Source organism: Paenibacillus sp. FSL P2-0322, from assembly GCF_037975315.1.
In the GTDB taxonomy this organism is placed as follows: Bacteria; Bacillota; Bacilli; order Paenibacillales; family Paenibacillaceae; genus Paenibacillus; species Paenibacillus polymyxa_B.
The window spans coordinates 2,440,616-2,455,454 of record NZ_CP150243.1 but is presented as its reverse complement, the minus strand read 5'-3'; the positions used below and the strand labels follow the sequence as shown (position 1 = coordinate 2,455,454).

Below are 14,839 nucleotides of genomic sequence, written 5' to 3'. Positions count from 1 at the left end.
ATTCCGCCTGTTTCGCCGTTTTAGGACAGAATTCGCTTGTTGACATCGTTTTGGAGAGGTACAATGTCCCAAATCTCAGCCGCGTACTGCTGAATCGTACAATCACTAGAAAATTTCCCAGAATGGGCCATATTCACAATAGCACGCCGAGTCCACTCCGAGGGATTCCGATACACTTGTTCAATGTGAACCTGTGTATCCACATAGGATGCAAAGTCTTTGAGCACAAAGTATTCATCATTATGATCAATCAGGGATTGATAAATGGCCTCAAATTCCCGTTCATGCCGCGTAAAAGGAGCATCGTTCACGAGTTGATCCAACACTTCACGCAGTCTTTCGTCACTATTGGCTGTTTTGCGCGCCGAATACTGGCCGTCCCGGTAATATGCCTCGATCTGATCCACCTTCAATCCAAAAATGAACATGTTGGCATCCCCTACCATTTCATGCATTTCAACATTGGCTCCGTCCAATGTACCTATTGTGAGCGCACCGTTCATCATAAATTTCATGTTCCCTGTGCCTGAGGCTTCCTTGCCTGCCGTGGAAATCTGCTCACTGACATCCGCCGCAGGAATAATCAGCTCCGCTAGCGAGACCGAATAATTTTCAAGGAAAACGACTTTCAGCTTGTCCTTGACATCTACATCCCGATTGATCGTGTCCGCCACGTTGTTAATAAGCTTGATCGTCTGTTTGGCGAGAAAATAACCGGGGGCGGCTTTGGCTCCAAAAACAAACGTGCGTGGCGTCACATCCAGGCCAGGATTACTTTTAAGCTGACTGTATAAATGCATCACATGCAAAATGTTGAGCAGCTGTCGCTTATAACCATGTAACCGTTTGACCTGTACATCAAAAATGGAGGACGTATCCAGTCGTACTCCCTGTTTTGCAAAAACATGCTCAGCGAGCCTGACTTTATTATTTCGCTTAATCGCCTGTATCCGTTCTTTGAACGACTCGTCCCCACTGTAACGAAGCAGGTCGATGAGCTCCCTTGGACGGGTCCTCCAACGTGTGCCGATGGTCTCATCGTACAAGCTTGCCAGCTCCGGGTTAGCGTGCATCAGCCAGCGGCGATGGGCAATCCCGTTTGTTTTATTATTAAAACGGTCAGGGTACAGCTCGTGAAACGACTTCATCTCTCGTTCCTTTAATATTTGCGTATGCAGCGCAGCCACCCCATTAACGCTGTAGCTGCCGACGATTGCCAAGTGAGCCATACGGATTTGTTCACCGTGAATAATCGCCATTTCACCAATTTTGATGTCCTGGCCTGGGTAACGCTCCAGTAGCATAGCGCAATAACGTTTGTTAATTTCTTCAATGATCAAGGAAATACGAGGTAGCAGCTCCCGTACCATATTGACAGGCCATTGTTCCAGCGCCTCACTTAATATCGTATGATTCGTATATGAAACGGTTCGCGTCGTAATATCCCATGCTTCGTCCCAGCCCAAGCCCTTCACGTCCATCAGAATACGCATCAGTTCCGGTATAACCAGCGTCGGATGTGTATCGTTAATGTGCAGTGCTATTTTATCGGGCAACTGGCTATAAGGTAAACGAAGCTTCTCAAACGTACGCAAAATACTTTGCAATCCGGCCGAGCACAGGAAATACTGCTGCTTCAAGCGAAGCAGCTTCCCCTCATAATTGGAGTCATCCGGATATAGAAATGCCGAGATGGATTCCACCGATCGATTGTAGTCGAGAAAGCGGTAATAACCGCCCTCGCCTCGAATCGGTCCTCGAACGGGATCAAGCGCTGATTCCGCACTCCAAATCCGCAGCGTATTCACCTGCGCATGACCATAGCCCACCAGCGGAATATCGTAAGGGACAGCCCAGACCGTTTCGACATCCTGTGTCTCGAATACAAGACGTCCCTCCTGTTCACGGGTTTCCACTCTTCCCCAAAAATGAACCTCGACCTTTTTGTCAGGACGACGTTCCTCCCAGACATTCCCTTTCTGTAGCCAGTAATCCGGCAGTTCAACCTGATTGCCGTCCACAATACGCTGTTCAAACAGACCATATTTATATCGGATACCGCAACCATGTCCTGCATAGCCAAGGGATGCCAGCGAGTCCATGAAGCAAGCCGCCAGGCGGCCGAGACCACCATTGCCTAGCCCCGCGTCCGCCTCCTGTTCTTCAATTTCCTCCAGATCCCAGCCCAGTTCACCCAATGCCTGCCGAACCATATCCAGTACGCCCAAATTCAGCAGATTACTGCCCAATAGACGACCTATCAAAAATTCCAGTGAAAAATAATAAATCTGCTTCTCTTGTCCTTCTTTGTAGGCTTGGTTCGTTTCTGCCCAATTCTTGCCGACTTGTTCACGAATCATGCCACCCAAAACCTTATATACGTCTTCCGACTGAGCCTCCTGCATCGGTTTGCCCAGCCTTCCGACCAGTTGCTCTCGAAAAGCCTGCTTAAATGCTTCTTTATTGCTGAACAAAGTTGTACCTCCTGTTATTTCCGTTTTAATGGCTAAGTATATCCTTTAAATTACGCTATTCTTGGCAATGACATAGGGAACTCTAATGTCTCCAATCAGAGTTCGATCTGGTGAAAGCTGTACATCTTTATCTAAAACCACATTCTCCACAACTGCCCCTTTACGGATGACGCATTTTTGCATAATAATCGAGTTGCTTACCCGCGCACCCTCCTCCACCCGTACTCCACGGAAAAGAATACTGTTCTCGACCTTGCCCCCAATGGTGCAGCCATTGGCAACAAGTGAATGATCCACCTCGGCGCTGTGCGTATAACGGGTCGGGGCTTCATACTTGATTTTGGTATGCACCGGCTGATTCTGAAACAGTGCATGATACTGCTCCTGATCCAGCAGCTTCATGCTATTTTTATAGTAGCTCTCGATAGAATTAATGACCGCATGATAACCTTCATAACGATACGCATAAATGCGCAGTCCACTTGGGTTTTTCTGGATGGCATCGCGAAAGAAATGATTATCCTGATGGGCAATGCAATGCTTCACCTGATCCAGATACAAGCCTTTGTCCATTACGAACATTTCCAGATAAATATTATGATGATCCTGCTCCTGATGAATACCAGTCACTCGTCCGTTCTCATCAATCTCCAGTCGTGCACAAGGAGCATGCTCAGATTCGAGCTGGTCGATGGGTTTATATACGAGGGTAACATCTGCATTTTTCTCCCGATGATAACGGTATACATCCTCAATATCAACCTTATTGACATGCTGAGTTCCTGCGTGAACAATGGTTTGCCCCGATGAGCGATGGAAAAAGTCCAGATTGTTGTGCACATGCTGCAAATCTCCACGTGATGCATCCGTCGGATCATTCCAGTCCGGTGGCAAAATAAACAACCCGCCCCGTCTGCGGTCTAAATCCCAAGGCCGACCTTCACCCAGATGATCCAGCAGCGAACGGTATTTGCGGCGGATAAACAGTGCAATATCATGCACCCCTGCATGCATCATGTTGGATAAGGTAAAATCAATGAGCCGATATCGACTGGCAAAGGGAACTGCGGCCCCGCACCGGAAATAGGTCAACTCCTTCAACTGATCCAGTTCGTGATCCAGGTTGATAACTCCAATGAGTCGGCTCATAGCAGACACCGTCCTTGTCCGGGTTAAATTCGTGCATGAAGCTGGCTTTCCTGATCGAACAAAATAATCTCATCAGAACTATCTTCAGGTCCGATAAACGCGTTGTCTTCAATAACGATGTTCTCATTCACGATAGCCCGGTGGATACGTACATTGCGCCCAATTTTTACGTTTGGCATGATGACAGAATCGGTAATGACGCTCCCTTCACCTACTTCGACCCCATAAAATAGTACAGAATGCCTTACTTCTCCATCCACCATGCAGCCTTCATTTACAATGCTGTTTTTGAGGATTGCCCGTTGGGTTATATACTGGGCCGGTTGATTGGGACTGCGGGTATAGATGCGCCAGAAAGGATCGTTCAGATCCAAAGGCGGATCCTGAACCAGAAGATCCATGTTGGACTCCCACAAGCTCTGAATGGTACCTACATCCTTCCAGTACCCGGCAAACGGGTACGCATACAACGACCGGCCATGCTGAAGCAGCAATGGAATGATATCCTTGCCAAAATCATGTGAGGATTCAGAATCGCTTGCACTTTCCAGTAAATAGCGACGTAACACCTCCCATTTGAACAAATAAATGCCCATGGAGGCCAATGTGCTTTTCGGCTGATCAGGCTTCTCCTCAAAGTCATATATTTTCAGATCATCATCGGCGTTCAATATCCCAAATCGTTTGGCTTCCTGAATCGTGACATTGATGACAGAAATGGTGCAGTCTGCTTCCTTCTCCTTGTGATAGTGGAGCATTCGACTGTAGTCCATTTTATAAATGTGATCCCCTGACAGAATGAGTACATGCTCTGGGTCATACTGATCCAAGAAATGCAGGTTTCGATAAATTGCATCCGCCGTGCCTCTGTACCAGTTGTTTCCATTTTCTTTCTCGTGCGGTGGTAAAACAAAAACTCCTCCATCCAGGCGATCCAAATCCCAGTCGCTCCCAACGCCGATATAGGAATGAAGCACCAACGGCTCGTATTGGGTCAATACGCCTACGGTGTCTATACCAGAATGAGTGCAATTGCTGAGAGGGAAATCAATAATGCGGTAAGTTCCTCCAAAAAATACTGCCGGTTTGGCTAGTGTACGGGTAAGTCCTTTGAGTCTTTTGCCTTGTCCGCCGGCGAGCAGCATGGCAACCACTTCCTTCTTTCTCATAACAAAGACCTCCCTGTCATGTGCGTCTGAAGCAATTGTGGCGGGATATTTAATAATATCCATTAAACATGAAAAGACAGTCGTAATCGTTTCATTGGCGAAGGAACGGGTAAGATTTGATGGAGAAGGGTAAAATCATAGTTATGCGGAACGAGTGCAAGGAATCACTAAATCGTAAAATCCCGTTCATCTTTTCACATTTTGGATGCTTTTAAAGCAAGCGTGTATGACAACATGATCATAAGGAGGCGTTATTCATGAAGAATAAAAAATGGGTGGTAGCCGCATTGGGAATGGGTGTTACGTATCTGATGAAAAATAAAGGGGCACGCGATAAGGTATTGAATAAGGTACAGACTATTGTCAATCGTGCGAAAACATCTGCAAAATCGTAAAATGTTAAAGCTAGAAAAAAGCGAGCCTCTCTGAAGCATGGTTCAGGGAGGCTTTGCTCTGACTTTTCTCTGCGTCTACGAACAAAATATTGTTCGAGGCTGTATCCGTAGACGGTCAGGCATTCTCCTTATGTTCTTCTACTTCCATGATATGTTCAACGGTAAAGGTTCGATGCGTCCATTCAGAAGAACGGTAAGCCTCTAGGAGACCAAAGGTACGAATCTTCTCCTTGTCCACCTTCTTAAAGGTATGAGTAATCCCTACCTTGCCCCTGAAAGGAAAAAAGGAAAGACCTACAGTCTGATCCGATAGCCACTCGGCCCAAACTCGCCCGCTTTCATGTCGAACAGCCGGGAAGCTTAAACCTTCAGCAAACCATTCATAATCTGCTGTAGGCGTACCCGGCTCTCGGCTGCACAAAAACAGACTCAATTCGTCACAAAACAACATTCTCCGTACATCCGTCCGCACTTGATGGTCGAAGGTTACGCCACATGCCAGCTCCTGTTTGAGCCTCTGACGACGCTGTGCCTCCGCTTCCTGATAAGCATGCGTAATCTGCTTGTCCTGAGCGTTTTGATGCTCGATCCGTCCGACTAGCTCCTTGTACATCAAGCTACACAGCAACGCCGCATACGTATTACCTTGTTCGACTTCATCAATCCCAAGACGATAGAAAACAAAACGAGGATTGAGCGGAAAATCAATAAACGTATAAGGTGCAGACACATGATCATTCCAGAAAGGAGCAGCGTCTAACTGTATCCAGCCCCGATCATGCTCCCTTGCTGCATATACAAAATCCTGCTTATGACGTCTATTCTTGAAGGCACTATCTTCCCATTGTGAAGCCAACTCACCTGAAATATGGGCATGGTCATGCTGCGTCGTCATGATATAAGCTTGGTCCGTTTCATAAATAACCATATGCTCTCCCCTTCCGTTCGGCGATTCGTGTGATTGTGTACAAACTCTCTGATTGAAGGCGATGGTTATGCTTACGTTTATTATATCAGGATAAGGTTAAAAAGGCAGTGAAGTTTTCCGCCTCTTTATATCTAATTACCCCTTTGATTCTGCACTCGAAACTGTTGCGGGGTCATCCCCTCCAGCTCACGAAACACTTTGTTAAAGTGCTTTGCATTGTCAAAGCCCACGTTAGCCGCAATTTCATAAATCTTGCCCCCTTGGCACTCCAGCAGCTTTTTGGCTTCTGTAATGCGCAGCCTTTTTACATATTGAACAAAGCTAAGGCCTGTATAGGCTTTGAACGCCTGACTAAAATACGTATAATTCAAGGATACTGAATTGGATACTACTGCCATATTCAAATCCTCGCTGTAATGAGCATGGATGTATTGGATAGCACGTGTCATACTACCGCTTCTATCGACGATGGCACTCGCGCCAGCTAGTCTATCTTTATCTACGCTGACAACACCATCGTATATGAGGTGGTTCCTCTGCTTCAATTCCTCATTCAAAACTGCCAGCGCACCGAACAGTTCCTCCCTTACGATCGGCTTGAGCAAATACTCCCGTGCCCCACAGCGAATCGCTTCGCGCGCATACTGGAACTCGTCATATCCACTGAGAATGATTACCAAAGGTCTGCGACCCGGCTCCAGCTCGTGAATATGCTGCATCAGCATAATGCCATCCATAACAGGCATACGGATATCCGTTATCACCAACTCGGGCAAAAACTGCTTCACATGCTGCCAGGCTTCCATTCCGTCCTTGACCAGTACACATTCATATAGACCGGAAAATTCCCGTTCGATCATAGCTTGAAGTCCCATTCGAATATTTTTCTCGTCATCCGCAATCAACAGCTTGGTCGTCATGGTCTGCCCCCCTCATCATGTAACGTTTAGGCAAAATCAGGGTCACTGTCGTCGATTGTCCGGGGATGCTGTCCAGTCTTATGCCATACTCTTCGCCATACTGCATACTCAAACGGCGATGCACATTATACAAACCGATTCCCCCATTCATCCCGGGCTCGTGGGAATCCATTTCCGTTCGCGCTAGACCAGCCATGATGGCGTTTCTTCTTTCTTCAGATATCCCCACTCCGTTATCCTGTATGCGCAATTCTATAATATCCTGCTTAGGGCAGGCTTCAATCGTGATGCTGAATGGGCTTTGCAATGCACTCCAACCGTGCTTGATAGCATTTTCGACTACAGGCTGCAGCGACATTTTCAGCATCTCCAGTTCCATAAACGCCGACGATAGATGAATTTCCAATCCAATTTGGTTATCGTGGCGAATGTTCATGATGGCCACATAATGCTGAATATGGCGGATTTCATCCCGCAAAGCAACACACGATCCCGACCATTGGAGATTATAACGCATCATCGAGCCAAGGGAAGTAAGGGCATCCGACAGCGGATACTGTCGTTCTATCTCCGCCATCATTTTTAAATTTTCCAATGTATTATAGAGAAAATGGGAATCAATCTGATGCTTGAGCGCTAGCAGCTCAGCCTCCTGAGCAGCGGCCTGCTTGTGTACTGCTTCGGCAATGAGTCCGTTAATCCGACTCAGTAGACTGCGAAAATATAGAGCCAGCTCAGCCACTTCTCCCCGCCCATATACTGGAATTCTAAGCTGAAAGTCACCCTCCTGCTCTACTTTTTTCATGGATTCACGCAGTGTATGTAGCTGTTTGAGAATGAAGGCATGCAGGGTATAAGAAATGACGGACATAAACAAAATCAGCATACTAATAATGAGCAGCATGGCATTGCGTTTCTGACGGAGATCACCCAGCGGACCGTCCAGCGCCACCACATTTAGCAAATAGGCGTCCAACCCTTCTATATAACGGTACATGCCGAGATAAGGCTTATTCTCATAGGAAAAATCAAAAGCACCACCCGGTCCCTGAACCTGGGACTGAAACAGATGGTGCACATGGGACAGAGGGATCGAAATTGAATCTGATTGAGAGGAAGCTGTAGCTATATCGGTAGAAGACATTGGTTTATCAGCGTTCCTTGAGCTGGAATCGTCGCCGTCTAGAATGAACATTTGCCATGCGCGGTCACGTTGTGGGATTCCAAATACTCTAGGTGAAAATAGCTCCAGCCTCATGTTTGTTTCTACCAACCCTGCGTGTCTTCCTCCGGTAGACTGAATTTCACGCAGCAGTGCCATATACTGCACTGTCTCACTTTCCTGCCGGGATTGCCCCAGAAGTAAGCTTTTCGGCCCCTTGTACATTTCCCACCATATTTTCCCTTGTCGGAGTTGGGCCGTTTTCAGCCAGGAAGCTTTAGGCAGTCGTGATTCATTAAAAATCATTGGCCATATTTCATGTGCCTGAGGATTACTCGTGTACAGTCGAATGTTCTCTACATTGGGATTACTGTACAGCAAGTGCTGTAAATTTGGAAACACATTCAAGTTGAATTGGACCAGCTCATCGCTGCTTATTTCACGTTCCTCGGTCAGATAACGAAGTACGTTGCGATCTGAGATCGCAAGCTGTGCGGTTCGCTCCATAATTTCCATATTGCTGTGAATATGGGCCAGCTCTGTATCCAACACATACTGATTTTGTACGGTAATGTCTTGCATGGTATTCTCGTACAGTTGGTGAAAGGTATATAGCGAGAACAATACCACCGGAATTAAAATGACTCCGATATACGCGACAATGAGCTTAACTTGAAGAGAGCAACCGCCAAGCCGATCGGCCGTCCCCTTCATCCACTGCCATATAGTGCTGCGCAGCAGGCTCTTCATCTGTGAACGTGCACGGCCTGGCATGAAATCACATCCTTAGGGGTTCAATAGATTAAGTCATCGAATTAAATCATTTGGTGAACTGTTCAATTTTCTTAAGGTTTTCCTCATAGGCTTTTTGCTGATAGGCCATAACTTTGTCATATCCTGCTTTTCTGCGATCTTCCAAAAAGCGAGCAAACAGCTGGTCGAATTCCTCATCTGAGGAAGCCAGCAGCAGCTTCGGCAATGTCTTGCCCCAAATTTTATCTATCTGGCCTGACGCAATGCCCTCCGCCGAAGTTCCGGTCGGTTTGATATTGTCATATTGGGAGAAGCCTTTCGTCTTGCCTTTCGTCCAATCCTCTGGCTGCTTATACGGCTCGACGCTGGGCGGCGCCCACTGCAAATTCATATTCGTATCCATCAGCATCCAGAAGGTGAAGGAGGCTCCATATTTTTTATCAAAAGCAGAACGATCCTTGTTCAGCAGCTCCTGCACCTCTGGCTTGAAGGCTGGCTTACCGTTAACCATGTCCCACAGCTTGCCCTGCTCCCCCAGATACAGATCGCGGTTTCCTTCCTCGCTAATCAGATAAGTCAGAAATTCAATAGCCCGCTCCTTGTCTTTGACATCCTTCGAAATAAGCGTCACCGTCCAGCCGGAAATACCCGGCCCAGCCAGCGTCGGCGGGTCCAGCTTACTGTTCGAAGGTCCATCCACCGCGATATAGACGGAGTTCGGGTCCTTCGCATATAACATTACCTGTTGTGTGGCAAAGTCAGAGCGCTGATATAACATGGCAAAATATCGGCCCTGTGCCACCTTTTCCTCCATTTGCGGACGTTTGTCGATAAATACGTCCTTGGCGATCAGGCCCTGCTCATTTGCTTGACGGAATGTTTTGAGCCAGCGAATATACTCTTCGTCCGAACGACGATCGTATAGCTTGCCGTCTTTTTCATGAGGAATGGCTAGGAAGTTAAGTAAATAGTCTTCAAAAGAATAATTTCCGTTATCCGTAAATTCGTGGAATCCCATCGGGATAAGAGGCTGACCGTTAACCTCTGGAAATTTCTCTTTCACTTTTTGAAGCGCTTTCAAAAATCCTTCCGGTGTTCTCATATCCGGCTTGCCGATCGCCTCGTACATATCTTTCCGAACCATAAACGTCTGGTTGGAAACAAAATTTTGGCCGTATTTTTGATAATCCTGTGGCGAAGAAGAAGCGTTAGGATACCCGTAAACATTCCCGTCCGTTTGGCGATACCAGGACATTTTCGCCGGATCAGCTATTTTAATCAGATACGGATCGTATTTCTCGGCCAGCTTGTTGAGCGGAAGCACCATCTTGCCCTCAATCATTTTTTTGACCGCGTCCTCTCCCCAACCAAGCGTGACAAAATCAGGCAGCTTGCCGGAGGCCAGCATGGTGTTGAGCTTTTCATTTTCATTCCCTGCGGGTACGATAAAATTGACGCTGACCCCGGTCTTTTGCGTAACATACTTCGAGGTCATATCCGTCCCCCACTTGTTCGGGAACCAGGAAAAGTTCAAATACCAGTCAAACGTAATCGGCTCCATATCCGCCTTCCATCCCGGTGCATCTGCCGTAGCCTTGGTCTTCTCGTCCTTCAATTCCGTGACAGTACCGCCTCCACCGGACGTACATGCCGCGAGCAAACCCACCAGCAGAACAGAGGCCAACAGCCCCTTCTGCCATTTGCGAATGTTCATTATAAATCTCCCCCTTGGATGATGTGCTAACCCTTGATCGAGCCGATCATCAGACCCTTGACGAAATATTTTTGCAGAAAAGGATATACCAGTACAATAGGCAGTGTCGTCACGACCATCGTCGCCAGCTTGATCGATTGCGAAGTGACGGACTGGGCAACAATTCCCGGTGCAGCAGCCATCATCTGATTAGAGCTAGATTGGGCAACAACCCGGTACAAATACGTTTGAATCGGCTGAAGATCCGTATTATTAATATAAATCATTCCGGTAAAATAATCGTTCCACTGGTATACCCCATGAAACAACGCAATCGTCGCTACTACCGGCATAGATACAGGAAGCACGATCCGGCAAAAGATACCAAAATCATTCGCACCGTCTATTTTCGCCGCCTCTTCCAGTGCATCCGGCAGTTCTCGGAAAAAAGCCATAAAAATAATAAGGTCAAAAAAACTGAACATCGCAGGAATGATGTACACCCAAAAGCTGTCCAGCAGTCCAAGATCACGTATCAGCAAATAGGTTGGAATCAATCCCCCACCGAAAAACAGGGTAATGGTGCCAATCAGCATATACAACTTGCGCCCGATCAGCTCCCTACGGGAATATGCATATGCAATCATGGCAGTAAAAAACACATGAACAATCGTGCCGATAAGCGTCTTGGCAATAGTCACCCCCATCGCGGTCATAATACCGTTGTTGGCAAACACAGCCTGATAGCTGCCCAGACTGAAGACCCTCGGCCACCAGTAAATGCCGCCCCGCATAGCGTCTGCTCCTTCGTTAAAGGAGTTCACCAGCACATACCACACGGGATACAACGTGACAAAACAAATGATCAGCATGAAGACGTTGTTCATGAAATCGAATATCGCTTCGCCTGCTGTTCTGCGTTGCAATAGCTGCATGCAGCCGTCCTCCTTCAAAATAGAGATGTATTATTCACCCGCTTGGTCACCGAATTGGCAATTAGCAGCAAAATGAGAGCAAGAACCGATTTCAGCAAACCCACCGCGGTAGAATACGAGAAACGGCCCTGCTGAATGCCCACCTGATACACATAAATATCAACTACATTACTTGTACTTTCATTCAGCGAGTTACGCAGGACGAGAATTTGATCGAAGTTGGAGTTCAATATGCCGCTAACCGCCAAAATAAACAAAATAGATATTGTCCCCTTGATAGCGGGAAGGGTGACGTACCACATTTTCTGAAACCGTCCGGCCCCGTCAATGGTGGCCGCTTCGTACATGTCTGTAGATACCCCCGCCATTGCTGCCAAATAGATAATAGCTGACCATCCAAGCTCCTTCCAGATATCCGAGCTAACGACGATAGCCCAAAAATAGCTCGGCTCTGCCAAATAACTGATCGGCTGGTCAATCCAACCCCAGGCTAGCAACAGTTGATTAATCATCCCGGTATCTGCCAGCCACGTCGTTAAGATCCCGCCAAGAATGACCCAAGATAAAAAGTGAGGAAGGTATGAAATGGTCTGAATAGATTTTTTGAACCGAGTAGATCGTATTTCATTCAGGAATAGAGCAAATACAATAGGCAACGGGAACCCGATGGCCAGCTTGAGTAGGCTAATGCCCAGTGTATTTTTGACAATGTACCAAAAGTTATCATCCTCCAAAAAGGCCCGAAAATGCTCTAACCCCGCCCAAGGTGCGCTTGATAGGGTACCAATGATGTCAAAATGTTTGAAAGCAATCAAAATGCCGTACATCGGAATGTAATGGAAAATAATCATCCAAACCACCCCAAGCAGCGCCATAGTCTGCAAATGTCTTTGTTGAACCCATTTGCGCGCTAGTGATGCCCCTCTACCCGATCGAACCGGTGGCTGTGGCTGCGGATTCTTCCATCCTGTTCTCATACGAAGACCTCCCTTCTTTGTAATGTAAGCACTTACATTTATTATTTTAGAGGCTTCTGCTTCGAATGAGTAGTACTGGATTTTTCGATTTTGGTATCTAAAGTTCAGGTGGGGATCTGACTATACGCGAAAATCTTCTTCCATCCTTTGGATTTTTACATCTATTAATTTACGAAAAAGACTATCAGATGGTACGATAAGACTATATGTGATTCCAATCATTACCTATATACCTAGATCAGGAGGATTAAGAATGGAAGAATTGGTTCGTTCGATTCAGAAACAGGTTCGAATTAAAAAGGTTGCCTGCTGGGCGGGGCTCATCATGTTTGGTCTGTGTACTTTAGTTGGCGTTGCAGTTCAGGAATGGCTTATGACGCTCTTGGCGCTCGCGATGACAATTTTATCCGTCTATGGATTAAGCATGATGCGTGGTATGACAAAGTTTACCAAAGAGTATCAACCGGGAAAGGGCTACGGTTATTATCGCCGTACGGTACAACAAAAGCTGCGCTATCTAACTTGGGGACAGTGGTTAGTAGGCGGCCTTATTGTCCTGATGTTCTTTATATTTAATGTCCGACTTAGCGCTTTTCTCATAGCTATCTTGGGCATCCTGACTATTCAGTTCAGTATCAAAAAACGAATTAAAAATCATCAGGAACCCGATGTCACTGAGCTGGAGGAGTTTGTACGGATGGGGATTGTTTCTCCGCATGAGCAGACTATTGGGGTATATAAAGATTTTCTACACCTGAGCCATACGTTTCGGGGTAACCAAATTGTTATCGTTACAGACAAACGCCTGATTTCTGTATTTGTAGAGGAACAGGGGCGTGCGGTGAAAACGGAAATGCTACTCTCGGGTATAAACAAAATACGCGCAATCGGTACGGGTTTCCAGGGTCAAGGTATATTGCTGTCTGTAAGCAACCGTGACCATAACGAGCTTCACATTCATATGGTCGGGAAAAGCATTTTCTTTTCTCCAGAGCAATTCATAGGTTCCTTGCTACGGGCACTGGATGCAGCGTTAAAAAGCAGACCATACAGTACGGAAGAACCATTCGCCGTTTACCAACAGACAAGGATTTCATTGCATCCATCAGAACAAGGTTTGCTGCATAAACCTACAACAGCTTAAATATTTTTGGGACATGTGCCACGTTATATATACGTTATGATCGGTCTTCATAATACGCCAAATAGCAAGTAAGCCCTGATCTTAATGAGCTTACTTGCTATTGGGTGTACTTCTACTTTACTTCTGCCTTCTTAATGATTGGCTCCATGATAAAACACCGTGATGAGGTCATGACTTGTAACAAACACTAGCAAACTAAACAGACTGAGCGACAGAGGGCGTGAAATCAATTTTTTCATCCTTTAACACTCCTTTTAAAATAGTTATATATTGGTCTTGCTGTGTTGCTGTAGCTTGGGATCTGAAAATTTCAAATATAGCAGTACATTTCCTAAACTCATGCTCATGTTCCATACCCAGGGTATCGGACAGCATGAGAGATTGCAGGATATAGCCCAACGCAACCGTAAACTGTTGTTGCTTGATATAATAAAGAGCCAGTTGATAGCAGAAGCGAAAATAATAAGATACATTCACAGGCTCTTCAAAATATGTAAAACCTTCAATTTGTTCGGCAAATGATTCTAGCACAGCCTCTAAAGGATAGTCGTATCTCGACGCTCCCTCAACGATGGAAAGAAGCCCCGGTAACAGTTCTTCCGGATTGTTACGAAGAAATTCGATGTATTCCTGCAACACTTCGGCATGACCTGACAAAATATCAAGGGCATACAAATTAGCTCTGGCAGCATAGCGGTAATATTCTACCTCTGCCTCCCCATATTGATCGAGACCATTAAACCAGCCCAATTCTGCATATTTTTCGATGCAATCGCGAGCGGCCTCATACTTGCCCTGTTTTTGGAAGGCCATGCCTTTCATAAGATGACTGTAGCCGTAGTAGTAGACTAGCGGCCGTTTGGTATGTATGGGTTGTATAGGTTTCTTGCGCGCTTTGTAGAGCTGCAATTCCTGATACTTTTGGTTGACATGGCTATACAGCTGGTCGCATAAAGCAATCATATTGGCACCATCCGCAAATGAAAAAGACAGCTTAATCATGTTAACAAGTGTGTCTAGATCTGTGATGTCGGAGTGAACAAGATCATCCACCGTTCCCGCCTCCTTGTCCGACTTTCTATATTCACCAAATAAAAGTAAGATCTAAATCCTATCTAAAAATAACTTAATTACGTATTT

Annotated in this window: 12 protein-coding genes; 2 read left to right on the top strand and 10 right to left on the bottom strand. The window is 46.2% G+C overall.

Annotated elements, in window-relative coordinates; genetic code table 11:
- Positions 1-20: 20 nt before the first annotated feature.
- From MKY24_RS11050 to MKY24_RS11040, 3 genes are read right to left on the bottom strand one after another with little or no spacing between them, the layout of a single operon-like run.
- Positions 21-2,474: a glycogen/starch/alpha-glucan phosphorylase gene (locus MKY24_RS11050; protein ID WP_339201950.1), complete on the bottom strand. Its 2,454-nt coding sequence runs from the start codon at positions 2,472-2,474 to the stop codon at positions 21-23.
- Positions 2,475-2,519: 45 nt separating this feature from the next.
- Positions 2,520-3,623, bottom strand: coding sequence for a glucose-1-phosphate adenylyltransferase subunit GlgD (gene glgD / locus MKY24_RS11045; protein ID WP_023988336.1), 1,104 nt, complete (start codon positions 3,621-3,623; stop codon positions 2,520-2,522).
- Positions 3,624-3,646: 23 nt separating this feature from the next.
- The gene (locus tag MKY24_RS11040; RefSeq protein WP_023988335.1) at positions 3,647-4,792 is read right to left on the bottom strand and encodes a glucose-1-phosphate adenylyltransferase; all 1,146 of its coding nucleotides are present in this window, start codon (positions 4,790-4,792) and stop codon (positions 3,647-3,649) included.
- Between the two features lie 257 nt (positions 4,793-5,049).
- On the opposite strand from MKY24_RS11040, the gene MKY24_RS11035 reads away from it, so the two are divergent.
- The gene (locus MKY24_RS11035) at positions 5,050-5,187 is read left to right on the top strand and encodes a hypothetical protein (protein WP_023988334.1); all 138 of its coding nucleotides are present in this window, start codon (positions 5,050-5,052) and stop codon (positions 5,185-5,187) included.
- A gap of 115 nt (positions 5,188-5,302) precedes the next feature.
- Here MKY24_RS11035 and MKY24_RS11030 read toward each other — a convergent pair whose 3' ends face one another.
- From MKY24_RS11030 to MKY24_RS11005, 6 genes are all read right to left on the bottom strand, one after another.
- Entirely contained in the window at positions 5,303-6,115 is an 813-nt protein-coding gene (locus tag MKY24_RS11030; protein WP_339201949.1) for a DUF3891 family protein, read from the bottom strand.
- Positions 6,116-6,246: 131 nt separating this feature from the next.
- Positions 6,247-7,035: a response regulator gene (locus tag MKY24_RS11025; RefSeq protein ID WP_028542389.1), complete on the bottom strand. Its 789-nt coding sequence runs from the start codon at positions 7,033-7,035 to the stop codon at positions 6,247-6,249.
- Entirely contained in the window at positions 7,007-8,971 is a 1,965-nt protein-coding gene (locus MKY24_RS11020) for a sensor histidine kinase (RefSeq protein WP_076294853.1), read from the bottom strand. Before MKY24_RS11020 ends, MKY24_RS11025 begins: the two co-directional genes overlap by 29 nt.
- A gap of 46 nt (positions 8,972-9,017) precedes the next feature.
- Positions 9,018-10,664 carry an extracellular solute-binding protein gene (locus MKY24_RS11015; protein WP_028542391.1) on the bottom strand — a complete coding sequence of 549 codons (1,647 nt, stop codon included), beginning with the start codon at positions 10,662-10,664 and terminating at the stop codon, positions 9,018-9,020.
- Between the two features lie 26 nt (positions 10,665-10,690).
- A complete protein-coding gene (locus MKY24_RS11010; protein WP_028542392.1) occupies positions 10,691-11,578 on the bottom strand; it encodes a carbohydrate ABC transporter permease in 888 nt (295 codons plus the stop codon).
- 14 nt (positions 11,579-11,592) lie between these two features.
- Positions 11,593-12,555 carry an ABC transporter permease subunit gene (locus tag MKY24_RS11005; protein WP_053325304.1) on the bottom strand — a complete coding sequence of 321 codons (963 nt, stop codon included), beginning with the start codon at positions 12,553-12,555 and terminating at the stop codon, positions 11,593-11,595.
- Between the two features lie 253 nt (positions 12,556-12,808).
- On the opposite strand from MKY24_RS11005, the gene MKY24_RS11000 reads away from it, so the two are divergent.
- Positions 12,809-13,699 (top strand): hypothetical protein, encoded by an 891-nt coding sequence (locus MKY24_RS11000; RefSeq protein WP_028542394.1) that lies wholly within the window; start codon positions 12,809-12,811, stop codon positions 13,697-13,699.
- Between the two features lie 195 nt (positions 13,700-13,894).
- Here MKY24_RS11000 and MKY24_RS10995 read toward each other — a convergent pair whose 3' ends face one another.
- Complete coding sequence (locus MKY24_RS10995; protein ID WP_028542395.1) at positions 13,895-14,752, bottom strand: hypothetical protein; 858 nt, start codon at positions 14,750-14,752, stop codon at positions 13,895-13,897.
- Positions 14,753-14,839 lie beyond the last annotated feature (87 nt).

Excerpts from the sequence above, each read along its gene's own strand:
- MKY24_RS11025 (WP_028542389.1), bottom strand. The coding sequence starts at position 7,035 with ATGACGACCAAGCTGTTGATTGCGGATGACGAGAAAAATATTCGAATG.
- MKY24_RS11020 (WP_076294853.1), bottom strand. The coding sequence starts at position 8,971 with ATGCCAGGCCGTGCACGTTCACAGATGAAGAGCCTGCTGCGCAGCACT.
- MKY24_RS11000 (WP_028542394.1), top strand. The coding sequence starts at position 12,809 with ATGGAAGAATTGGTTCGTTCGATTCAGAAACAGGTTCGAATTAAAAAG.
- MKY24_RS11010 (WP_028542392.1), bottom strand. The coding sequence starts at position 11,578 with ATGCAGCTATTGCAACGCAGAACAGCAGGCGAAGCGATATTCGATTTC.
- glgD (WP_023988336.1), bottom strand. The coding sequence starts at position 3,623 with ATGAGCCGACTCATTGGAGTTATCAACCTGGATCACGAACTGGATCAG.
- MKY24_RS11015 (WP_028542391.1), bottom strand. The coding sequence starts at position 10,664 with ATGAACATTCGCAAATGGCAGAAGGGGCTGTTGGCCTCTGTTCTGCTG.
- MKY24_RS11035 (WP_023988334.1), top strand. The coding sequence starts at position 5,050 with ATGAAGAATAAAAAATGGGTGGTAGCCGCATTGGGAATGGGTGTTACG.
- MKY24_RS11030 (WP_339201949.1), bottom strand. The coding sequence starts at position 6,115 with ATGGTTATTTATGAAACGGACCAAGCTTATATCATGACGACGCAGCAT.
- MKY24_RS11005 (WP_053325304.1), bottom strand. The coding sequence starts at position 12,555 with ATGAGAACAGGATGGAAGAATCCGCAGCCACAGCCACCGGTTCGATCG.
- MKY24_RS11040 (WP_023988335.1), bottom strand. The coding sequence starts at position 4,792 with ATGAGAAAGAAGGAAGTGGTTGCCATGCTGCTCGCCGGCGGACAAGGC.